Annotated in this window: 19 protein-coding genes; 10 read left to right on the top strand and 9 right to left on the bottom strand. The window is 73.4% G+C overall.

The window, feature by feature from the left end; all coding sequences use genetic code 11:
• Nucleotides 1–193 precede the first annotated feature (193 nt).
• The 4 genes from DMA15_RS22965 to DMA15_RS22950 are packed head-to-tail and all read left to right on the top strand — an operon-like array spanning nt 194 to nt 4,276.
• Entirely contained in the window at nt 194–1,171 is a 978-nt protein-coding gene (locus DMA15_RS22965) for a glycosyltransferase family 2 protein (RefSeq protein WP_125514634.1), read from the top strand.
• Nucleotides 1,171–2,565 (top strand): polysialyltransferase family glycosyltransferase, encoded by a 1,395-nt coding sequence (locus DMA15_RS22960; protein WP_125514633.1) that lies wholly within the window; start codon nt 1,171–1,173, stop codon nt 2,563–2,565. The genes DMA15_RS22965 and DMA15_RS22960 overlap by 1 nt, the downstream gene beginning before the upstream one ends.
• A complete protein-coding gene (locus DMA15_RS22955; RefSeq protein WP_125514632.1) occupies nt 2,562–3,764 on the top strand; it encodes an acyltransferase in 1,203 nt (400 codons plus the stop codon). Before DMA15_RS22960 ends, DMA15_RS22955 begins: the two co-directional genes overlap by 4 nt.
• Nucleotides 3,765–3,808: 44 nt before the next feature.
• Nucleotides 3,809–4,276, top strand: coding sequence for a MarR family winged helix-turn-helix transcriptional regulator (locus DMA15_RS22950; protein WP_125514631.1), 468 nt, complete (start codon nt 3,809–3,811; stop codon nt 4,274–4,276).
• A 13-nt stretch (nt 4,277–4,289) separates the two neighbouring features.
• On the opposite strand, the gene DMA15_RS22945 is transcribed toward DMA15_RS22950, so the two are convergent.
• On the bottom strand, nt 4,290–5,870 hold the full coding sequence (locus tag DMA15_RS22945; protein ID WP_125514630.1) for a methylmalonyl-CoA mutase family protein: 1,581 nt from the start codon (nt 5,868–5,870) through the stop codon (nt 4,290–4,292).
• A gap of 113 nt (nt 5,871–5,983) precedes the next feature.
• Here DMA15_RS22945 and DMA15_RS22940 point away from each other — a divergent pair, with 113 nt between their 5' ends.
• Nucleotides 5,984–6,790 carry a L,D-transpeptidase family protein gene (locus DMA15_RS22940; RefSeq protein WP_125517949.1) on the top strand — a complete coding sequence of 269 codons (807 nt, stop codon included), beginning with the start codon at nt 5,984–5,986 and terminating at the stop codon, nt 6,788–6,790.
• A 415-nt stretch (nt 6,791–7,205) separates the two neighbouring features.
• Here the strand turns inward: DMA15_RS22940 and DMA15_RS22935 are convergent, their stop codons facing one another.
• Together DMA15_RS22935 and DMA15_RS22930 are read right to left on the bottom strand one after the other, a co-directional pair.
• Nucleotides 7,206–8,324, bottom strand: coding sequence for a hypothetical protein (locus DMA15_RS22935; RefSeq protein WP_125514629.1), 1,119 nt, complete (start codon nt 8,322–8,324; stop codon nt 7,206–7,208).
• Complete coding sequence (locus tag DMA15_RS22930) at nt 8,324–8,989, bottom strand: RNA polymerase sigma factor (protein WP_125514628.1); 666 nt, start codon at nt 8,987–8,989, stop codon at nt 8,324–8,326. The genes DMA15_RS22935 and DMA15_RS22930 overlap by 1 nt, the downstream gene beginning before the upstream one ends.
• 352 nt (nt 8,990–9,341) lie before the next feature.
• On the opposite strand from DMA15_RS22930, the gene DMA15_RS22925 reads away from it, so the two are divergent.
• On the top strand, nt 9,342–9,923 hold the full coding sequence (locus tag DMA15_RS22925) for a Uma2 family endonuclease (protein WP_125514627.1): 582 nt from the start codon (nt 9,342–9,344) through the stop codon (nt 9,921–9,923).
• A gap of 4 nt (nt 9,924–9,927) precedes the next feature.
• On the opposite strand, the gene DMA15_RS22920 is transcribed toward DMA15_RS22925, so the two are convergent.
• Both DMA15_RS22920 and DMA15_RS22915 read right to left on the bottom strand, forming a co-directional pair.
• Entirely contained in the window at nt 9,928–10,788 is an 861-nt protein-coding gene (locus DMA15_RS22920) for a 4'-phosphopantetheinyl transferase superfamily protein (RefSeq protein ID WP_125514626.1), read from the bottom strand.
• Nucleotides 10,785–12,542: an acyl-CoA dehydrogenase gene (locus tag DMA15_RS22915; RefSeq protein WP_125514625.1), complete on the bottom strand. Its 1,758-nt coding sequence runs from the start codon at nt 12,540–12,542 to the stop codon at nt 10,785–10,787. Before DMA15_RS22915 ends, DMA15_RS22920 begins: the two co-directional genes overlap by 4 nt.
• A gap of 240 nt (nt 12,543–12,782) precedes the next feature.
• Here DMA15_RS22915 and DMA15_RS22910 point away from each other — a divergent pair, with 240 nt between their 5' ends.
• The gene (locus DMA15_RS22910) at nt 12,783–13,388 is read left to right on the top strand and encodes a response regulator transcription factor (RefSeq protein WP_125514624.1); all 606 of its coding nucleotides are present in this window, start codon (nt 12,783–12,785) and stop codon (nt 13,386–13,388) included.
• A gap of 64 nt (nt 13,389–13,452) precedes the next feature.
• Here the strand turns inward: DMA15_RS22910 and DMA15_RS22905 are convergent, their stop codons facing one another.
• The 4 genes from DMA15_RS22905 to DMA15_RS22890 all read right to left on the bottom strand — a co-directional run bounded on the left by DMA15_RS22905 (nt 13,453) and on the right by DMA15_RS22890 (nt 19,202).
• The gene (locus tag DMA15_RS22905) at nt 13,453–15,801 is read right to left on the bottom strand and encodes a histidine kinase (protein ID WP_125514623.1); all 2,349 of its coding nucleotides are present in this window, start codon (nt 15,799–15,801) and stop codon (nt 13,453–13,455) included.
• 100 nt (nt 15,802–15,901) lie between these two features.
• Nucleotides 15,902–16,585, bottom strand: a complete 684-nt coding sequence (locus DMA15_RS22900) for a hypothetical protein (RefSeq protein ID WP_125514622.1) — start codon at nt 16,583–16,585, stop codon at nt 15,902–15,904.
• Nucleotides 16,586–16,626: 41 nt separating this feature from the next.
• Nucleotides 16,627–19,011: a TOMM precursor leader peptide-binding protein gene (locus tag DMA15_RS22895; protein ID WP_125514621.1), complete on the bottom strand. Its 2,385-nt coding sequence runs from the start codon at nt 19,009–19,011 to the stop codon at nt 16,627–16,629.
• Nucleotides 19,011–19,202: a hypothetical protein gene (locus DMA15_RS22890; protein ID WP_125514620.1), complete on the bottom strand. Its 192-nt coding sequence runs from the start codon at nt 19,200–19,202 to the stop codon at nt 19,011–19,013. Before DMA15_RS22890 ends, DMA15_RS22895 begins: the two co-directional genes overlap by 1 nt.
• 272 nt (nt 19,203–19,474) lie before the next feature.
• Here DMA15_RS22890 and DMA15_RS22885 point away from each other — a divergent pair, with 272 nt between their 5' ends.
• From DMA15_RS22885 to DMA15_RS22875, 3 genes are all read left to right on the top strand, one after another.
• On the top strand, nt 19,475–20,290 hold the full coding sequence (locus tag DMA15_RS22885) for an AfsR/SARP family transcriptional regulator (protein ID WP_125514619.1): 816 nt from the start codon (nt 19,475–19,477) through the stop codon (nt 20,288–20,290).
• Nucleotides 20,291–20,389: 99 nt separating this feature from the next.
• Nucleotides 20,390–21,163, top strand: a complete 774-nt coding sequence (locus DMA15_RS22880; protein WP_125514618.1) for a cyclase family protein — start codon at nt 20,390–20,392, stop codon at nt 21,161–21,163.
• Complete coding sequence (locus tag DMA15_RS22875; RefSeq protein ID WP_125514617.1) at nt 21,160–21,948, top strand: alpha/beta fold hydrolase; 789 nt, start codon at nt 21,160–21,162, stop codon at nt 21,946–21,948. The genes DMA15_RS22880 and DMA15_RS22875 overlap by 4 nt, the downstream gene beginning before the upstream one ends.
• The last annotated feature ends 61 nt before the right edge of the window (nt 21,949–22,009 follow it).

The raw sequence follows: 22,009 nt of genomic DNA, 5'->3' as shown, positions 1-22,009 counted from the left end.
AGACGCTAGGAAGCCATTTCGATTCGCGGCCCAACTCAGGTGCAACAAACGGTTAACAGCACGCCGACGAATGGCTAATCGGCCCGGGAAATGCCCGTCCGGCGGCCCGGTTAACCATTCCGCCACGCGTCGTTCACCTCGCATCCCCCTGCGGGTCGAGACGAATGACGGGCCGACACCTAACGTCACCCTCGTGGTTAAGCTCTCCGTCATCGTGCCGTTCTACAACGTGCAGCAATACGCGCCCGACACCCTGAGGAGTCTGCGTGCCAACGCGCGCGACGACTTCGAATTTATTCTCGTCGACGACTGTTCGCGCGACGAGACTCCGGACATCCTGGAGCGGGCGGCGCGCGAGCTGCCCGGCGCCGTCCACCTCAGACACGAGAAGAACGGCGGGCTCGCGACCGCCCGCAACACGGGCCTCGACGCGGCGCGTGGCGAGTACCTCACCTTCCTGGACGGTGACGACTGGCTCGCGCCCGGCTACTTCGAACAACTGCTCGCCTCCATCGAGGAGTTGGGCTGCGACTTCGTCCGCACCGACCATGTGCAGTGCACCGCGCGGGCCCGTACGGTCCACCGGGTCCCGCACGGCAGGCGCGGCGTCGTGATGAACCCGCGCGAGGTGATACTCCCCGCCGACCGGTCGACCTCCGTCGACTACGCGTACGCCTGGGCGGGCATCTACCACCGCCGGCTCGCCGACGCCGGCCTGCTGCACTTCACCGACGGCCTGCGCACCGCGGAGGACCGTCCGTGGATCTGGCGGCTGCACCGGGAGGCGGAATCCTTCGCCGCGGTCGGGCTGCTCGGGGTGTTCTACCGGCGCGGGGTCGCCTCGTCGCTCACCCAGATCGGCGACGTCCGCCAGCTCGATTTCATCAAGGCATTCGACCAGGTGGTACGGGAAACCGCGGCGGACCGGGACGCCGAAAAACTCCTGCCGAAGGCCGTGCGCACTTATTGCGCGATCATCTCCCACCATTTGGGTTCCATCGAAAGGTTCGAGCCATCCGTGGCGCGCAAATTGAAGTCAATGAGTGCGGCCGCGCTGAAGCGGATGCCGCAGGGCGTGCTGGACGAGGCCCTCGACTCCATGGACCTCCAGCGGGCCACCCGGCTGCGCAGGCTGCGGCGCAGGCCCGTGTCGGCGGAGGTGGCCGCGTGATGGAAAGCTCGCAGACGCTCCCCCGTACGGCCCGGCGCACGACGCAGGTCTTCCTCGCCTCCACGCTGTACGGGGCGGCGACGCTCGCCGCCGCCCTGGACGCCGACCGCTTCGGCCCCGCCGACCGCCGCATCCTGCTGGTCAGCAACAACGCGGCCACCCCGGAGACCACGACACCGCTCGACGCGATGCCCGGCTTCGCACGGCTGCGCGAGCGGTTCGACGACGTACGTTCCTGGAACGAGGCCATCGCCCCCTTCCACCCGGGCGGCTGGGCCCCGCGCGGCGACGACGTCGTGCTGTGGGAGCGGTACGTGCGGATGCTCTGGGACCTCGGTGACGACCGGGTGGAGCTGGCCGTCGAGTCGATCCAGGTCAACCCGGCGCTCGCGCTCACGCAGATCTTCACCGGCGCCCCCGTGGACGTCTACGCCGACGGCCTGATGAGCTACGGCCCCACCCGCAACAAGCTCGACCCCCTGGTCGGCACCCGCGTGCGCCGCCTGCTCCACCTGGACCTGGTGCCGGGCCTCACCCCGCTGCTGCTCACCGAGTTCGGGGTCGAGCCGGAGATCGTGCCGACCGACACGTTCGTGAAGGTGCTCGCCGAACTCGCGGACGACGAGACCCAGGTGCCGGACGACCTGAGCGCCCTCGACGCGCCCGCCCTCGTCCTCGGCCAGTACCTCTCCGCCCTGAACATCCTCACCCCCGAGGAAGAGGAGGAGCTGCACATCCGCATGGTGCGCGGCGCCGCCGAACTCGGCCACACCCAGGTGGTGTTCAAGCCGCACCCCACCGCCCCCGCCCGCTGGTCGCGCACCCTGGAGAAGGAGGCGCGGGCGATCGGCGTCGAGCTGACGGTGCTCGACTCCCCCGTACTCGCCGAGGTGCTCTACCAGCGGACGCGCCCCGCGCTCGTGATCGGCTGCTTCTCCACGGCACTGCTCACGGCGTCCGCCCTCTACGACCTGCCCGTCGCCCGCACCGGCACGGACCTCCTCCTGGAGCGCCTCGCGCCCTACCAGAACAGCAACCGCGTCCCCGTCACCATCGTCGACGCGCTGCTGCCCGAGCTGACCGACGCCGCGGCGGTCGCCGAGCGGCGGGCGGCCCTCGGCACCGGCGAGCTGACGCAGCTCCTCAAGGCCGTCGGCTTCGCGATGCAGCCGCAGATCTACCCCGGCCTGCGCCCCGACGCCGAGCGCTATCTCGCGCGGAACATCGGGCCCCGCACCTGGCGCTACTTCAAGCGGCGCCGCCTCACCGCGCTCGCCCTGCCCGGGGCGCTGCCCTCGCAGCTGGCGTTCATCCCGCGCAACGCGGCGGTGCGCCGCGTCGCACGCCGGGCCCGTTCCGTGCAGCGGACGATCAAGCGGACCGCGCTCGGATGATCCCTCCCGGCACGACGCTCCCGAAGCCCTCTCCGGGAGCGGGCACCTCCGCGCGCACGAACACGAACACGGCCACACACACGGCCACGAAGCGGGGCGCGGGGGGTGCCACCTCGCGCGCCTCCCCGCGCGCGAGGCCCAGGCTGCGCGCCCTGGACGGGCTGCGCCTGGTCGCCGCGCTCATGGTCGCCGCCTACCACTACGGAGGCCGTGACGGCGAGATATCCGAGGCCTGGGGCAACTCGCCCGCGCTCCAGTTCCCCACCGCCCACGAGTGGTTCGCCTACGGCTGTCTCGGCGTCCAGATCTTCTTCGTGATCAGCGGCTTCGTCATCTGCATGAGCGGCTGGGGCAGGCCGCCGCGCTCCTTCTTCGCCTCCCGCGCCTCCCGCCTGCTGCCCTCCTACTGGGCGGCGGTCCTCCTGGTGACGGCGGTCTTCGCACTGCCCTTCGTCGCGTACGAGGCGGTCTCGCCCAGCGACGCGCTGGTGAACCTCACCATGCTCCAGCAGCCGCTGGGCGCCGACCGGGTGCTCGGCGTGTGCTGGACCCTCTGGGCCGAGCTGCGCTTCTACGCGCTCTTCGCCCTCTGCGTCGTGCTGCCGGGTGCGACCCGCGCGCGTGTGGTGCTGTTCTGCGCGGTGTGGACCCTGGCAGCCGCGGTCTCGGAGGCCGCGGACACGCCGCTCCTCGACCTGGTCCTCATGCCGCAGTACGCCCCGTACTTCATCGGCGGCATCGGCGTCTACCTCGTCCACCGCGACCGCCGCGACCTCACCGCGTGGGGCATCGTGGGCGTGAGCTGGCTGATCGGCCAGCACTACGCGGTGGCCCAGCTGTGGCACGCGCCGGACCCGGCCTCCTTCTCGGACCGCTCCTCGCTCGTGATCATCGCGGTCGTCACGGCGGGCTTCGCGGCGGTGCTGCTGATCGCGCTCGGCCATCTGGAGTGGATGAACTGGCGCTGGCTGACGGTCGCGGGCGCCCTCACGTACCCCTTCTACCTGGTGCACGAGCACCTGGGCTGGGTCTTTGTGCGGGCACTGCACCAGGGCCTCGGGCTTCCCTCGTACGCGACCTTGGTTCTGACCGTCGCGGCGATGCTGGCCCTGGCGTGGCTCCTGAACCGGTACGTGGAGGGGTGGCTGACGCCGTTGATCCGCACGGGGCTCTCCCGGCCGCGGCTCGACCTCAGATGAGACGGCTTGACCGCAAGCGGAGTTGAGGTTCTAGGTTCGAGCGCATGACCACATTCGCGTACTCGCACAGTGACCAGGACCTCGTCAACCAGCCCGTCGGCTACTGGAGTTCGGCCGCCGGCGCGGCCGTCGTCAACCACATCCGCACCACCCTCGCCGAACTCGGACTCACCCAGCCCCAGTGGTGGGTCCTCAACCAGCTCCTGGACCACCCCGACGGCCGCCCGCTCAAGGAGGTCGTGGAAGTCCTCAAGGGCTATCTGGAGGTCGGCGAGGGCGCCCTGCTCCACAACATCGGCGCCCTGCGCGACCGCGGCCTGGTCACCGAGCGCGCCGAGGGCCGCATCGCCCTCACCGACGAGGGCCGCACCCTCCGCGACCACGTGGCCGGGCGCCAGCAGCGGCTCCGGGCGCAGATCCACGAGGGCATCAGCGACGAGGAGTACGTCCGCGCGCTGAAGGTCCTCCAGCGGATGATCCACAACGTGGGCGGCACGGCCTGGCACCACTAGGGAATCGGGGTGTTCAGAACGCGTCGACCGGCACGTACGACCCCCACACCTCCCGCAGCGCCCCGCACACCTCGCCCACGGTCGCCCGGGCCCGCAGGGCGTCCTTCATCGGAAAGAGGACGTTCACGTCGCCCTTCGCCGCCTCCTTCAGCGCGGCGAGGGCGGCGTCCACCGCGCCCTGGTCGCGGTCCGCGCGCAGGCGGGCGAGGCGGGCGGCCTGCCCGGCCTCGATGGCGGGGTCCACGCGCAGCGGTTCGTACGGCTCCTCCTCGTCGAGCCGGAAGCGGTTGACGCCGACGACGACGCGCTCGCCGCTGTCCGTCTCCCGCGCGATGCGGTAGGCGTTGCGCTCGATCTCGCCCTTCTGGAAGCCCTGCTCGATGGCGTGCACCGCGCCGCCCAGGTCCTCGACGCGCTCCATCAGCCGCAGCGCCGCCGCCTCCACGTCGTCCGTCATGCTCTCCACGACGTACGACCCGGCGAAGGGGTCGACCGTGGCGGTCACGTCCGTCTCGTACGCGAGGACCTGCTGGGTGCGCAGGGCGAGGCGGGCCGACTTGTCGGTGGGGAGCGCGATCGCCTCGTCGAAGGAGTTGGTGTGCAGCGACTGGGTGCCCCCGAGGACCGCGCCGAGGCCCTGGACGGCGACCCTGACCAGGTTCACCTCGGGCTGCTGGGCGGTCAGCTGGACGCCCGCGGTCTGCGTGTGGAAGCGGAGCATCAGCGACTTCGGGTTCCGCGCGCCGAACTCCTCCCGCATGACGCGGGCCCAGATGCGCCTGGCCGCACGGAACTTGGCGACCTCCTCCAGGATCGTCGTACGCGCCACGAAGAAGAAGGACAGGCGCGGCGCGAAGTCGTCCACGTCCATGCCCGCCGCGACCGCCGTGCGGACGTACTCGATGCCGTCGGCGAGGGTGAAGGCGATCTCCTGCGCGGGCGAGGCGCCCGCCTCCGCCATGTGGTAGCCGGAGATGGAGATGGTGTTCCACTTCGGGATCTCGGCCTTGCAGTACTGGAAGATGTCGGCGATCAGGCGCAGCGAGGGCTGGGGCGGGAAGATGTACGTGCCGCGCGCGATGTACTCCTTGAGCACGTCGTTCTGGATCGTCCCGGTGAGGCGGCTCGCGTCGATTCCCTGTTCCTCGGCGACCAGTTGGTACATGAGGAGCAGCAGTGCGGCGGGCGAGTTGATCGTCATCGACGTCGAGACCTTGTCCAGCGGGATGCCGTCGAACAGCACCCGCATGTCCTCGACGGAGTCGATCGCGACCCCGACCTTGCCGACCTCGCCGTGCGCGAGGGGCGCGTCGGAGTCGTGGCCCATCTGGGTCGGCAGGTCGAAGGCGACGGACAGGCCGGTCGTGCCGTGCTCGATGAGCTGCCGGTAGCGGGCGTTGGACTCGGCGGCGGTGCCGAAGCCCGCGTACTGGCGCATCGTCCAGGAGCGGCCGGTGTACATCGTCGGGTAGACACCGCGCGTGTAGGGGTACGCGCCGGGGGCACCGAGCTTCTGCCCGGGGTCCCAGCCCTCCAGGGCCTCGGGGCCGTACACGGGCTCGATGGGCAGACCGGACTCCGACTCGTGTGTCATGCCTCCAGCTTGCGCTTCCCGGCGGGACGCGTCACGCACGGCAAACCGGGAAACACTCTCAGGAGTGTTGTCGGTGTTGTCCGGGAGTTTGTCCAGGAGCACGTGGGGGCGTGATGGGCCGGGGCACGATGCCGGTGGGGGCCGTGGTGGTGCTCGCGCTGGTCGCGGGGTGCAAGCCGGTGGCGGTCGACACGGAGGGCGGCGGACCGCGGGGCGGGCAGGGGCCGAGGGGCGTGGACGGGAAGCCGCGCGCCTCCGCGGCGCCGGTCGCTCCCGCCGCGCCCGCGCCCAGGACCCTCATGCGGGAGGGTGAGCGCGGGGGCCAGGTGCGGGAGCTACAGGCCAGGCTCCGGCAGATCGCCTGGTACTCCGAGAGCCCCTCGGGTACGTACGACGCGGCCACCGCCGGTGCGGTCAAGGGGTTCCAGGGCAAGCGCGGGCTGCCCCGCACCGGCGGGACGGACACCATCACCTGGCAGCGGCTGGTGGCGATGACGCGCGAGCCGACGCGGAACGAGCTGTACGCGAATGGCGGGATTCCGCCCGCCGCACCGGACAAGCGGTGTCTGACGGGCCGGGTGCTGTGTCTGGCCAAGAGCAGCCGGACGCTGACGTGGATGGTCGACGGCAAGGCGGTGTCGACGATGGACGTGCGCTTGGGCTCGCAGTACACGCCGACGCGCGAGGGCACCTTCACGGTGTACTGGAAGTCCCGGCACCACGTCTCGACCCTCTATGACACGCCCATGCCGTACGCGCTGTTCTTCAGCGGCGGCCAGGCGGTGCACTACTCGGCGGACTTCGCGGCCAGGGGTTACGCGGGTGGTTCGCACGGCTGTGTGAACGTGCGCGACGAGAAGAAGATCGCGAGCCTGTTCGCACAGGTGCGGAAGGGCGACAAGGTCGTCATCTACAAGTGAGGGGTGCCGGGGGGTGCCGGGGCCCCCGGGGCGGTGCGGGGCGGCCCGGATCGGGGAAATGCGGCGTGGGCGGGATCGGGGGAACGTATCCCGCCCACGCCGATGGCACGGAGCCGAAGGTACGGGGGGAACCCCCGGCTCGTGCGCGGGCCGATGACCAGTCGGCTCATTTCTTACTGCGTCGCGGCTCCGAAAAACGTCACACCTGGGGTGAGCCCTAGTGGTCCCTAGGGCCTGTCCGGCGGATCAGGTCGCGCTCGGGTGGCGGCCACCTCTTGGTGCGGGTGAGCGGGGTGTGGTGCGGCGAGACGCAAGGCGGAGGAGGGCGGCAACGCGGAGCGTTGACAACCGACGACAACGCCGCGGATCGGGGTGCCACACCCCGCGTCCCGCGGCATGGCCCGCCGGACAGGCCCTAGTGGTGGGGCAGTGTGGGCAGGGCGCTGTAGGAGGCCGTGGGGACCGGGGCGGGGAGGCCGGGGGGCGGGAGCGGGGCGCCGCCGGTGTCGCCGCCGCCGGAACCGCCGCCGTTCTCACCGTCCGAGCCGTTCTGGCCGCCGCCGTCGCCGCCGTTGTTTCCGTTGCCGCCGCTGCTGCCCTGGCCGTCGCCGGAGCCGGAGCCTGAACCGGAGCCCGCGCCGGAGCCGCCGAGGATGCGGCCGCAGAGCTCCTCGACCCCGGCGGGCCCCTTGGCGAACTCTTCGAGACGGCGCCGCTTGTCGCCCTGGAGGTCGCCGCTGCGGTAGGCGCGGCAGGCGGTCAGTACCTTGCGGTGCCAGTCCTTGGCGCCGTCGGCGCGCGGCGGAGCGTCGTCGCCGGGCTGCCGGGTGGGTCCGCCGGAGTCGCCGCCGTCGGCCTCCGCCTCGGGAGGCTCACGGGACTCCCCCTCGCGCGGGAGTTCGTCGTCGGACGGCGCGGTGCCGTCCGGCGCCAGCTCCTCGGAGGGCTTCCGCGTCCCCTCCGAGGGGGAGGTCCGGGACGCCTCCGGAGTGGCGGCGGATGAGGCGGACGCGGCCGGGCCCGGTGTCTCGTGCCGGTCGAACGGCGAGGGCAGCACGCCCGTCCCCGCGGCCACCGCGACGCCCCCGACCATGCAGCCCGCGAGCGCCGCGGCGAGCCCGAAGCGCACCGGTCCGCCCCAGCGGCTCGGCCGCGGCCTGCCGCCGGCACGGCTCAGCCGTACGGTCTCGGCCGCGGCGGCCTCGTGGGCGGCCGTCGCGTACGCGGCCGAACGGTGGCCGGCCTGCGCGGAGTCCTCTCGTACGGAGTCCGCGCGTGCGGAGTCAGCACGTGCGGCGTCCGCGCGTGCGGCGCGGAACGCGGCCAACGCGGCTGCCTCGCCCGGGAGTTCACCGGTGGTGGCGCCGCTCTCGCCGGGCGCCGCCGGACCGTCCGTGGCGGCCAGCGCGCCGAGCGCCTGGGCGAGCCGGTCGGCCTGCGCGCGTGCGTGAGGGTCGACGCCTTCGAGGGGCTCCCCGCGCAGCAGACGCTCCGCCGCGTCCCGGTCCAGCCACTTGTCCTGCTCGTCGGCCATCACATGTCCTTCTGCGTCCGCGTACGCGTTTGCGTCACACCGGCGGACGTCACCGCGCGGCCGCGCGGCTCTCTCTGAGGGGGTACGGCGCCGAGCGCTTCCGCGGGGTCGGCGGGGTCCGCGCCGAGCAGTTCGGCGAGCCGCTTCAGGCCGCGGTGCGCCGCCGTACGGACGGCTCCCGGGCGCTTGCCGAGGGTCTGCGCCGCGCTCTTGGCGTCCAGGCCCACGACGACTCTGAGCACCACGGCCTCGGCCTGGTCCTGCGGGAGCCTGGCTATCAGCGCCAGGGCCTCGCCGGTGGCAAGGGACTCCATCGCCTCCCCGGCGGTGTCCGCCTCGCCCGGCTTCCCGGTCAGCTCCGTCTCGTCGCCGCCTATCGCCGGGCGGCGCCCCCGCATGCGTATGTGATCCAGGGCGCGATTGCGCGCGATGCGCGCGGCCCAGCCCCGGAACCGGTCCGCGTCGCCGCTGAACCGGTCCAGGTCGCGCGCTATCTGCAGCCAGGCCTCGGAGGCGACGTCCTCGGCGTCCGGGTCGGCGACCAGCGTGCGTACGTATCCCAAAAGCCGTGGGTGCACAGCGCGGTACACAGTCCGGAACGCGGTCTCGTCCCCGTCCTGCGCCGCAAGCACCGCGGCGGTCAGCTCCGCGTCGTCCCCCAGCACTCTCTCAATTCCCGCCACTCGGAGATCTGCGCCCGGCCCCGGCGCGAAGCAGCACGGTACGGCCTCGTCAGGCCCTACGTCCATGTTTGTACAACCTGCAACTAGCGGGTGACAGAACGCGGTGTGACAGAAAACGCACGCACGGCGCTGAAGGGAGTACGGGCCGCACGCCGGTTCGTACCGTGTGCCGGCCGGGGCCTCTCCTGTGGGGGGTGGCGGCCCCGGCCGGTTTCCCGGTACCCGCTCCGGCCTGCCTGCCCGCGCGACGGTCATGTCGTGCCTCCCGGCCCCGACCCGGGCGGAAGCCGCCACCGTCGGCGCCCGTCGCGGCCGTAGCCGCTACCGTGAGGCCATGACCGCACTGCCCGACTGGATGCGTCCGCCCCGCGCGGAAGGCTGGTTCGCGGAGGACCTGGATCACCTGCCGGAGGCGCCGCGCCACACCGAGCTGATCGACGGAGCCCTCGTATTCATGATGTCGCCCCAGCGGTCGTGGCGCGGCCGTCTCGTCACGGCGCTGACCACCACGCTCATGGCGCAGGCACCGACCGGCATGGAGGTGGAGCGGGAGATGACCATCCGTCTCGATGCCCGCAACCGGCCCGAGCCGGACCTCTTGCTGACGGATCTGCCCTACGACCCCGACCGGACCTGGTACGCCCCCGGCGACGTGAAGCTCGTCGTGGAAGTCGTCTCGCCCGAGTCCGCCCACCGCGACCGCACGGTCAAGCTCCGCAAATACGCGGAGGCCGGTATCCCGCACTACTGGTGCGTCGAGGAAGAGGACGGCGCACCCGCCGTCCACGTGTACGAGCTGGACGGCCTGACCGGCGCCTACGCGCCCGCGGGCATCTTCCGGGGCACCCTGCGGCGCCCGCTGCCCTTCGAGATCAGTCTCGACCTCGACAAGCTCACGCCTTCCCGGAGCGGTTGAGGGGTCACCGCGGCCTGTCGCGGAGCAGGCCCACCACCTCCCCCAGGAAGCCCTCGTCCAGCATCGTGCCGACCGCCGTGTCGCTCGTCGCGTCCAGGCCGGTGTCCTGGCAGGCGACGCTGACGAAGTAGCCGTCGAGCAGGTCGAACGAGCCGAAGCTCCACTCCCCCTGGTCCGCGGGCGCGCCCGTGCGGGTGCGCAGTGTGCTGCCGTCGGGGGTGAAACCGAACTGGTTGAAGCCGAGGCGCATGCCCTGGCCGAGCGCCTTGGTGTAGGCCTCCTTGAGGGTCCACAGGCGCAGCAGGCCGCGTTCGCGTTCCGGCGCGGGCAGCGCGGAGAGCCAGCGGCACTCGGCCGGGGTGCACACCTGCCGTTCCACCGCCTCGTACCGGATCCGCCGCTCCCCCGGCTCCGTGTCCACGCCGATCCGGCCGCGCCGGTTGAGCCCCACCACGATCAGGTCCCGGGTGTGGCTGATGCTGACGTCCAGCTGGTCGCAGCCGCGCAGGTACGGGCTGCCGCCGGGCTTGTACGCCAGCTCCACGCCGTCGGGCGGCACCCGCAGCGCCGCCCCCGCGGTGTGTCGCAGCAGCAGCCGGGACGCGGCGAACCTGGCCCGGGTCACGGGGTCGGCGAGGCCTTCCAGGCGCTGCCCGTCGCGGCGGCCCAGCATGGGGCGCAGCCGGGGGTCGGCGGCCGTCGCCGCTTCCCAGGTGTGCCAGTCGGCGTACGCCACCACGTGTCCGTGCCAGCGCAACGACCGCCGCACCTGGGCCCAGGGCGCCTCGGGGCCGCTCATCAGCAGGGGTTCCGTGAGGGGCGGGGTGGGGGCAGTGGGGGCGGTGGCGTCGGTGGGCGTTCTCATCGGCTTACCGCTCCCGTCACCGGCGTGTCCTGGAGGTCGAAGGTCCGGCCTTCTCCGAAGCGGCGCAGCACCTCGTCGGCCACCCGGCGCACGTGGTCGGCGGGCGGGGCCGGCAGGGGAAGGCCCAGTCTGCGGCCCAGGCGGTGCAGGGCCAGGGCCGCCCAGGCCGGGTCGGCGAGGAAGGCGGCGTCGTTCCGGTGCCGGGTCCAGACGCCGAGGAGGGCCCCCGCGGCGGACAGCAGCGCGTGCCGGTCGCCCAGGGCGCACACGGCGGGGCTCGCGAGTCCGGCCCGGTCGGCGGGGTCAAGGCGCCGGCACCGCTCGCGCAGGTCGGCGAGGTCGTCGGCGAAGGCACGGGCGTAGGCGCGCAGCACGGGGTCGACGTCCCGGGTGCCGTCGAGCCGTGCCACCACGTCGGCCAGGGCGGCAATGAGGAAGTCACCGCCGCCGACGACGCCGAGAGCGGTCAGGTCCAGGCGCGGCAGCGGGGCACCGGAGCGGAACAGGGCGTCCGGCGGCGGCGGTTGGCGCAGCCAGCGGGTGCGGGCGAGCGAGGGCAGCTGGGGCAGCACCACCGCCTGGCAGGAGGCGGTGCCCGCGTGGCCGAGTCCGGCGGCGGGCAGATCGCGGCGGAGCTTGGCGAGCATGCCCTGGGCGCCGCTCTCCTCGTACCCGGTGGCGCCGAGCACCGTGGCCAGCTCCTCCAGGTCGTCCCGGAGCAGGTCGGGCACCAGGTACTTCAGCTCGGCGGCGGCCAGATGGGCGCTGTCCGGCAGCAGCGAGAGCCCGCGCAGCACCGCGGTCGCCATGCTGTCCCCGGCCAGGAGGTCGGCGAAGACCCCGGCGAGCACCGCGCGGTGCCGCCGCCCCGGGCCGCCCGGCCGTCCGGCGCCTGCCGCCCGCACGGCCGCGCGCAGCACGGTGTCGACGGAGGCGAGCACCGCCCCGGTGAGCACGGAACGGCTGAGCTGGAAGGTGCGCAGCGCGAGCCGTACGCCGTCGCCCGGCCCGCCCACCACGGTGTCGTCGGGCACCGCGCAGTCGGTGAACTCGTATCCGGCGAACCGGCAGCCCCGCAGCCCCCTCGTCACTCGTCGGGGCAGCACCCGCATTCCGCCGGGCGGCAGGGCGTCGGGGTGCAGGAGGAGTACGGAGTGGCTGCCGGGGCCGGGGCCGGAGCCGGGGGCCGAGCGGGAGCCGTGGCCCGCGTCGGTGCGCGTGTACGCGACGACCGCCCCCGCCCGCTCCGCGTTGAGCACCACGTCCTTGCGTCCGCCGAGCACCATGCCACCGCTCCCGCCGCGTACCGCCGTCAGCTCGCCGCGCAGCAGCGCCGTGCCGTGCGCGAGGGAGCGGTGGACGATGGCCGCCCTGCCCCCGCCGCACAGCAGCGCGGCCACCTCGGCCCGCTGGCGCGCGGTGCCCGCCGCGAAAACGGGGGACGCCGCGAACAGTGAGGTGATGCCGTGGCCGAGGCCCAGGCCCACATCGCGGCGGAAGACCGGGCGCAGGACGCGCACCAGGGTGTCCGCGCGCTCCAGGCGTCCGCCGAGCGCCACCGGGACCAGCTCGGCGCCGAACCCCTCGGCGTCCAGCACCGCCTCGGCGGCGGCCGGTGGCTCGGCCCGTTCGTCGGCCAGGAGCAGGGCGCGCCGGCCGGTCTCGCTGGTGTCGTCCCCCGGGTCCCCGAGGCGCTCGTCGAGGCGCCGGGCCCGGCGGTCGGCCTCCGCCGCGGCCCTGTCCGTGCTGCTCACGGCATCGCCTCCCCGCTCCCGGCCCGGCCACCACTCGGACCGCAAGCGTGCGGCCGGAGGCTCGACACCGGCTCGAAGACGGGTCGCCCGGCCGCCGTGCGCACCGCCTCCTCGCGATCGGCGGCTTGTTTATTTACGCAATATCGACAGCTTGTACATTTCCCTCACTGACCATAATCGACCGTGATCTTCACGGTCCGGCCCCGGAAGCCATCCGGGCCATTGGAAATAGGGGGAACGATGGTTCGGATACTGATCGCCGAGGACATGCACATGCTCCGCAAGGCGCTGGTCTCGCTGCTCGAACTGGAAACAGACATCGAGGTGGTCGCCGAGCTGTCCTCGGGCACCGACATCGTGCCGACGGCGGTGGCGCTCAAGCCCGACGTCGCGGTGCTCGACATCGACCTGCCGGGCCTGGACGGGATCAGCGCGGCCGCCGCGCTGCACACCGCGGTGCCCGAGTGCCGCACGCTGATCCTCACCAGCCTCGGCAGGCCGGGGAACCTGCGCCGGGCGATGGCCGCGCACGTATCCGGCTTCCTGCTCAAGGACATCGACCCGGACCGGCTCAGCGACGCGATCCGGCAGGTGGCCGCGGGCGAGCGGGTGATCGACCCGCAGCTCGCGGTGGCCGCCCTGGACAGCGGTGCCTCGCCCCTGACCGCGCGCGAGACGGAGGTGCTGCGCCTGGCCGCCGAGGGGCACGAGGCGGGGCACATCGCGGGACGGCTCCACCTGTCGTCGGGCACCGTCCGCAACTACCTGACGACGGCCGTGCACAAGCTGAACGCCCGCAACCGCGTCGACGCCATCCGGATCGCCCGCGAGGCGGGCTGGCTCTGACCGCTCCGGCCGCCCTGACCGCCCCGGGTGCTCTGACCGCTCCGGCTGCCCTGACCGCTCCGGCTCACGCCGGCCGCGCCGACAGCGTGACCGTGGCGCACAGCTGGTACCAGCCGTCCTGCCGGTGGCCCGCCGTGAGCCTGCCGTCGAAGGCGCGGATGCGGGCGGTCAGGTTGCCGATGCCGCTGCCGGAGTCGGTGTCGGGGCCCGGGCCGTGCTCCGGCCGGGCCGCGCCGTCGTTGGCGAGGGTCAGCCGCACCGTGCGGCCCTCGCGTTCGGCGGTGATGGTGCACCGCTCGGCCTTGCTGTGCCGCAGCATGTTGGTCAGGCCCTCGCGCAGCGTGGTGGCGAGCACCGTGTCGACGTCCGTGGGCAGTTCGCCGCAGTCCAGCCGCAACGCGGTGCGGATGCCGACGCCCGCAAGCATCGAACGGGCGCTCTCGGCCTCGTCGGTGAGCGACATCTGGCGGTAGCCGCGGGCCACGGTCCGTACGTCCGCGAGCGCCTGGCGGGCCGTCCGCAGCACCTCCGTCAGCTCCTGCTCGGCGCGCTCGCGGCGGTCCGGTACGAGCCGGTAGGCCAGCTCGCACTTGAGGGTGATGGTGGAGAGGCTGAAGCCGAGCAGGTCGTGCAGGTCACGGGCGAACCGCAGCCGCTCGCCGGTGACGGCGGCGCGTGCGATCTCGGCGCGCGAGCGGTGCAGCTCCACGGCGAGTTCGGCCATCCGGGAGAGGCCGAAGACGACGAGGCCCGTCATGCTGCTCAGCGCCGTCGCGTACGCGATGTCGCCCATGGCGTCGCCGACCAGCCACAGACCGAGGGCCCCGGAGGCGACGACGGCCGCGAACAGCGGCCAGCCCGGGACGGCGGGGAGCAGCAGGAGCACCGAGCCCGCGAGGAATCCGGGCAGCCCCCACCACGCCTCGCCGAAGAGGGCGAAGGGCAGGAAGGTGAGCACGGCCTGGAGGCCCAGCGTCCAGAGCCGGTAGGGCGCGAGGGCCGGGGTGGTGCGCGGGAAGGAGTGCCCGAGCTGGAGGCCGAGCAGGGCGAGGAGGAAGACGCCCACCTCGCCGAGCGTGCGCGGCGAGGGGTGCGCGGACATGGCCCAGGCGGTCGCGAGCAGTACGTAACCCACCAGGGCGGCGACGGTCAGGGCGCGGGCCGCGCGCGGGGCCAGGTCGTGCCGGACGGCGGGCCCTTCGGCGGCGGGGCGCGGCAGCCCGGTGCCGTCCGGGGCGGGCCCGCGCTGGTCGTGGCGGGCGGGCCTGGCCCGTCCGGTGGAGGCGGCCGGGGCGCCCTCGGGCAGCGGCACCACCGCATCGACGCGGAACCTGTCGCCGGGCAGCGCCCGCGTGGTGAGCCAGCCGCCCGCCGCCTCCACACCGCGTCGCAGGCTGTGGATACCGCCGCCCACGGGGGGCCGGCCGGGGCGTCCCGCACCGTCGTTGGTCATGGTGAGGCGCACGTTCGCGCCCTCGCGAACGGCGGTGATGTCGCACTGCCCGGCCTTGCTGTGCCGCAGTACGTTGGTCAGGCCCTCGCGCAGCACCGCGGCGAGCAACGTGTCGGTCCGCTCGGGCAGTTCGGCGCAGTCCAGGCGCACCGCGGCGCCGATACCCGCGGCCCGCAGCATGGACTGGGCGGCGTCGGCCTCGCCGGAGAGCGACATCTCGCGGTGGCCGCGGCTGACCGCGCGGACGTCGGCCAGTGCCTGCCGGGCGGTGCCCAGGATCTCGGTCAGCTCCTGCCTCGCCTTGTCCGGGGCGTCGGCCAGCATCCGGCGGGCCAGCTCGCACCGCAGGGTGATGGCGGAGAGGCTGGAGCCGAGCAGATCGTGCAGGTCGCGGGCGAACCGCAGCCGCTCCCCGGCCACGGCGAGCCGGGACAGCTCGGCCCGCGACCGGTAGAGGACGCCGAGCATCTCGGCCATCCGGGACAGACCGAAGACCACCAGCGGGGTGAGCACGGCCTGCACGGTGATGTAGACGACGTCCCAGCCCGCTCCGAAGTGGAACAGGAGCGCGTCGATCGCGACCACGATGAGGCCGAACAGCGGCCAGGCGAACCGCGGTCTGAGCAGCAGCAGCGCGGAGGCGGACAGGAACCCCGGCATCGCGAGCCAGGCAAGACGGAAGCTGACGAACGGCACGAAGCAGAGCGCCGCCTGCGTGCCCAGGGTCCAGTAGCGGTACCGGTACAGCCGGGGCAGCAGGCGCGGGAAGGAGTGGCTGAGCTGGAGGACGAGGATGGCGAGGAAGGCGAGGACCGCGACGGAGAACTGCCAGGCCGAGGGTGATTCGGCGATCAGGAAGGAGCCGTCGATCGCGAAGAAGCCGACCAGGACGAGGGCGGTGATCGTCACCGCGAGGCGCGGGGGCAGATTCCCGGAGCGCCAGATGTGCGCCGCCTCCATTGGGTCCGCCGCGGCGTTCCCGAGGTGTCTCGTCGGTGTACTTCCGCCGGATATTACGCTGTTCAACCGTTCCCCCGTGATTCCGCGCCGAACATCGGACTCACCTCCGGATTCTAATCCGCGCCCCGGAGGAGCCGCCCTGGTCCAGAATTCCGGCCGCCGCCAGATAGGCGAGGGCCGCGTCGAGCGCGGGCCGCGGCAGGGGCTCCCCCGCGTCGGCCGCCTCGGCTCCCTGAAGCCCCTCGAATCCCTTGAATCCCTCCAGATCGGCCAGGAGCCGGTGGGCCCAGGGCGAGTGCAGTTCCACCAGGTGGTCGCGGCGGCCCGGCTCCACCAGCCAGCCCGACCCGGCACGCCGGACCACCGTGTGCGGCGCGAGGCGCGCGGGGCGGCCCGGGGCCGGGGGGCGGGGCCGGAAGCGGGCCCGCCGGGTCAGCGGGACCACCGAGAGGAGGGGTGTCGCGCCCACGCCGAGGGTGCGCACCAGGACGTGTTCGAGTCCCGCGAGGGAGCACATCAGCTCCCGCGACGCGTCGTTCCACTCCGCGACCGGGGTGTCGTAGCCGGGGAAGCCCGGGACGACGTTGCCGAGGAGCACCGGGCCCAGCTGCATCCGGCGCAGCGCCTCGCGCAGCGTCGCGCCGGGCCGGGCGATGCGGATGTCCCCGGTGTGGGTGCGCAGCAGCACGGGCTTGCGGGGGTTCTCGCCGAACCGGGCGAGCGTGTCCTCGCGCAGCGACCACAACTCGGTCGGGTGCGGAGGCACCAGTTGGTCGATGCCCATGGCGGGGAGCGGGGTGGCGGGGTCGGGGCCGGGGGGCCGGGTCAGAGGAAGAGCGGGCGCGGGTTGAGGTCCTCGTAGCGGGTCGGCGCGGCGAGGCGGCCGAGCCGGACCGGCACGTCGTACAGCCGGCCCGGCCCGAAGCGGCTCCAGTGCGGGCGCAGGCCGGGGACGACCACCTTGACGACGGGCAGCCCCACGTCGGGCCGGGTCTGGTCGCAGACGAGGAGTTCAAGTCCCTTGCTCCGCAGCACTTCCCCGGCGGCCGTGACGTCGGCGAGCAGGTCCGTGCGGGGCTCGTACGCGTGCGTGTCCGCGTCCGTCACCGGCTGGGCCGGGTCGGGCCGCAGGTAGGGCAGGTCCGCGGCGGTGGCGGTGCGCGACCAGTCGAGGACTTCCGGGTCGGTGGTGGCGTAGCCCGTACCGTCGGGGCGGGCGCCGACGACGTGCGGGAGCATCTGGTTGAGTTCGGTGAGGGCGCGGCGCAGCGCGATCCGCGGGTCGAAGTGGGCGCCGAAGCCCAGCATGATGTCCTCGGCTGGCTTGTCGGTGCGCCGGGACAGCGCCGCCATGACGGGGATGCCCAGGTCGGTGGTGAGGTCGAGCGCCCACACCTCGCGGTTCAACTCCCTTTGTACGTACATGAGTCGGCGCGTCCAGTCGTCGCCGAGGGCACTCAGGTCGACGCCGGGGTGGCGGGTGCGGTTGTACCACCACAGGGCGACGGCGTCCCGTTCCACCAGCTCGAAGACGCCTTGCAGCACGGCGTCCTCCAGGCTGCCGCCCGCCGCCGAGCCGTTGGATCCGGCGAGGCAGTAGCGGCGGCCGGGCTCCTGGGGCGTGTTGTAGTACAGCAGCGCGGTGGGCAGCAGCTTGTGGCGGTGCTCGGTCAGCGACCACACGGGCGTCCAGTCGATGGCCGCGTCCTCGTCGAAGGGGTCGCACACCTGGTGCAGCGGGCCGTGTGCCGCGTTCCACCGCGCGCGGTCCGTGAACTGCCGGGGGTCGTAGAGCTGCACGGCGTCGGGGTGCACGGCCTCGTCGGCGAACTCGCGGTAGCTGCCGCGCCGTTGGGCCTCGCCGCCCTGGAGGAAGCCGGAGTGGCGCTCCAGGGCTTCGGCGAGCGCGCTGACGCGGGCCTGGAGTTCGGTGGTGCCCTTGCCCCCGCAGGCGGCGCGCAGCCCGGCCCGGACGGTCGCGAGACCCGGCGCGTCCGGGGTCCCGTACGGCGTGGCGGACGGGTTCAGGCCCGCGTAGAAGGAGTTGAGGAAGGCGGGCCCGTGCATGTCGCGGCGGATCTCGCTCACCAGGCCGGTGACCGGGTCCAGATGGTGGCCGTGACGGTCGAGGAACTGCTGCGGGGTGAGCGTGCGGTGGCCGCCGCCCGACACATCCGTCTTGGGCCTCGATACGAGGGTGAGCGGCGCCCGCACCTGCTCGCCGATCATCTGGGGCGTACCGCAGTCGGGGCACTGCGGGCGCCGTACGACGGGGTGGCCCGCGGTGCTTTCGCCGAGGCCGCCGAGTGTCCACAACTGGCCCTGGCCCGGGTGGCGGTGGCCCGCGAGCCACTTGGCGGCCTCCAGGGCGGCCAGCTGGAGCGCGGCGAGCCGGGCGGCGGGCAGCGCGCAAGCGGGGCGCGGCACCGGCCCGGGGCCGCCGAGGGTGCGCCGGACGTGTGCCTCGACCGGCCGCGTACGCCACAGCCGGTCGGCGAGGCACGACCAGCAGGGGCCTTCTGGGTCGCCGAAGAACGGGCCGATCCACTGCTCGGCGCCGGTGCTCTTGACGGGCAGCCAGCGGCGCCCGGCGGCCCGGTGTTCCGCGTCGACGGCGGCTAGGGCGGGGGTCAGGTAGTCGTCGCAGAGGACCACGGTCAGCTCCGCGGCGCCGTCCTGACCGGCGTCGGCGGGGCGCAGGCCCGCGCCCCGCAGGACACCGCGCAGTTCGTCCGTGTCCCCGGAGCCGACCGCGAGGGTGCCCACGGTGGCGGCGGTCACGGCGGACTCGGCCGCCGGACCGTCCAGACCCACCGCTTCCCAGTAGGCCTGCGCGGCGGCCGCCCGCCGGTCGGGCGCGGTCAGGGGGCGCCGGCCCACCAGGCCCGCGTCGATGAGCCGGGAGACGATCCGGGCGCTCTGCTCCGCGGGCAGGCCCGGGAGGCCGGGGGCGGCGGGCGCCTCCTCGGTGGCCTCGCGGACGACCTCCCGCAGCGTGCGGGTGCCGTCGAGGAGCGGGGCGAGGCGGGCCACCGCGGTGCCGTGCAGCGCCGTCGCCCGCCGTTCGGAGAACACGTAGACAGCCTCGCCCGGGATGTGTTCGACCCGCAGGTGCGGCTTGAAGCCGACGGGCTGCTCGGCGGCCACGGGCCCCGGGCCCCGCTCGTCCCCGCGCACCGGACGGGCCTCGTCTTCCCGGACCACCGTCATCAGGCCGCGTACCCGCCAGGGGCGGCGGTGCTCTGCGCGGTGGCGGCGCCGATCGACAGCGTCTGCGCGGTGGCGAAGCAGATCCCGCAGCGGCTCGGCTGGTACGCGGCGTCCGCGCCCGGACCGAACTCCTCGATGACCAACTCGTCGTGTCCGTTGCCGACGAGAGCGAGAGGGGAATTCGCGATCATGCCCAACATCCTTGCTTGGCCGGGGAACTGGCTGCCGACGGCGTCGGCGGCAAGGAGTCTGCTACGGGGGCCGGATCGGGCACAGTGCCGGCGTCACAGGACGGGTGTGAAAGATTCACACGATCCGCCGGTACACACGCACGCCGAGGTCAGGAGCCTGGCACTGGTCGCTGGAGCGGCCGCGGTGGGATCTTCGAGCAACGATGGCGCCGCGCTGGAGAGCGCTTCAAGGAACTACGTGCCGTCCGGCTGATCCGACTCCGGAGGAACCCATGGAAATCAAGGTGCTCGGCCCGCTCGAAGGGGGCGCGCGCGGTGTGTCGGTCATTCCCAGCGCGAGCAAGCCGCGGCAGATCCTGGCTCTCCTCGCCGTCAACGCGGGCCAGATGATCCCGGTCCCCACCCTGATGGAGGAGATCTGGGGCGAGGCGATGCCGCGCAGCGCGCTCACCACGCTCCAGACCTACATCCTCCAGCTGCGCCGCCTGATCACCGCGGCGCTCGGCCCCTGCGCGCCGCACGCCGCCAAGGACGTGCTCGCCACCCGGCACGGCGGCTATCTGCTGCGGGTGCCGCAGGACGCCGTCGACGTCCACGCGTACGAGCGACTGGCGGGCCAGGGCCGCGCGGCCGCCGACCGCGGCGCGGACGAGGAGGCGGCCCGGCTCTACCGGGAGGCGCTGCGGGTGTGGCGCGGGCCCGCCTTCGTGGACGTACGCACCGGTCCGCTCCTGGAGATCGAGCTGGTCCGCCTGGAGGAGAGCCGGCTCGGCATCCTGGAGCGGCGGATCGACGCCGATCTGCGCCTGGGGCGGCACGCCGAGCTGATCTCCGAGCTGACCACGCTCGTCGCCCGGCATCCGCTGCACGAGGCGCTGCACGCGCAGTGCATGGTCGCCCTCTACCGGGCGGGCCGCCAGTGGCAGGCGCTGGAGACCTACCAGCACCTGCGCAAGGGGCTCGCGGCCGAGCTGGGGCTCGACCCCTCGCCGCGGCTGCGCCGGCTGCAGCAGGCGATCCTCGGCGGTGACCCCGCGCTCGACGCCGGTACCCGGCGGGGTGCCGCGCTGGACATGTACGCGGCCTAGCCGCACCTGTACGCGCTCGGGGGCGCGGCGGCGCGCTCCATCCCTGCTCTAGCCGCGCGCCACACAGTGCCCCCTACCACTACTGCCAGGGGGTTCACCTTGCGAGTCATCGACCTGTCGTCCCCGGTGGACGCGTCCGGCTGGGAGCCGGACCCGGTCGTCCACCGGATCATGACGCCCGCCGAGGGCGCCCGCCACATGGCCGAGGAGATGAAGGCCCACTTCGACGTGGACTTCGACCCGGCCGACCTGCCCGGGGGCGAACTGCTCTCCCTCGACACCCTCACGCTGACCAGCCACACGGGCACGCACGTGGACGCGCCCTCGCACTACGGCTCCGTCGGCGCGTACGGGCGGCCGAGGGACATCGACGAGATGCCGCTCGACTGGTTCCTGCGGCCCGGCGTGGTCCTGGACGTCACCGACGTGGGGGTCGGCGTCATCGGCGCCGAGCGGATCGAGAAGGAGATCGAGCGGATCGGGTACACGCCCGCGCCGCTCGACATCGTGCTGCTGCACACCGGCGCCTCCCGGCACGTGGGCACGCCCCGGTACTTCACCGACTTCGCGGGGCTCGACGGGCCCGCCACCGATCTCCTGCTCGACCTCGGGGTACGGGTCATCGGCACCGACGCCTGGAGCCTGGACGCGCCCTTCGGGCACATGATCGCCGCCTACCAGGAGACCGGCGACGACTCCGTGCTGTGGCCCGCCCACTTCGCCGGGCGGCGGCGCGAGTACTGCCAGGTCGAACGGCTCGACCGGCTCGCCGACCTGCCCGGCCCGCACGGGTTCCGGGTCGCCTGCTTCCCGGTGAAGATCAAGGGCGCGGGGGCGGGCTGGACCCGGGCGGTCGCCCTGGTGGACGAATGAGCGCTGCGCCCCGGCTGCTCTGCTTCCACCACGCGGGCGCCGGCGTCTCCAGCTTCGCCCGCTGGCAGGGCGCGTTCGGGGAGACCGCGGAGGTCGTGCCGGTACTGCTGCCCGGACGCGGGCCCCGGGTGCGCGAGCGGCGCCTCACCGACCCGGACGAGCTGGTCGCCGAACTCGTGGAACTGCTCGGCCCGCTCCTCGACCGCCCGTACCTCTTCTACGGACACAGCCTGGGCGGCCTCGTCGCGCACACCTTCACGGCCGCTCTGGAGGCGGCCGGGGCGCGAACGCCCGAACTGCTCGTCGTCGGCGCCGTATTGCCGCCGCATCTGCGCTCCCCGCTGCTGCGCAGCGCCGGGCTGCCGCGCCGCGAGCTGCTCGAACTGCTCGTCTCCTACGGCACGGTGCCGCCCGAGGCGCTCGCGGACGTCGACGGCATCTACCGGCGGCACGTCCTGCCCGCCCTCATCGACGACCTGAAGCTCGGCGAGGCGCTGTGCCGGTCCGGCACCGACAAGGTGCTGCGCACCCCGCTGGTGGCGCTCGCCGGGCGCTACGACCCCATCGCGCCCGTCCCCGGCATGGCCGAGTGGGACCGCTACGCGCCCGGCGACTTCGGGCTGCGCACCGTCAAGGGCGACCACTTCTTCGTACGCGAGAGGTGGGTCCCCGGGATGCTGCGCGACCTGATCGAGGAGCGGCGGGCGGGCTCGGCCACGAGTCGAGCGCACATCGAGAGCGCGGAGGAAAAGTCATGGCCACAACCGAGCGGAACAGAGAGGTGATGCGGTCGTGAACAGGGAGCATGCCCGCTCCGGCACCGGGGCGGCGCACCGGCGGACGGAG

The organism is Streptomyces sp. WAC 01529, from assembly GCF_003945545.1.
GTDB classification, from domain to species: domain Bacteria; phylum Actinomycetota; class Actinomycetes; order Streptomycetales; family Streptomycetaceae; genus Streptomyces; species Streptomyces anatolicus.
The sequence above is the reverse complement of the archived record's forward strand: the minus strand, read 5'-3'. Positions and strand labels throughout refer to the sequence as shown.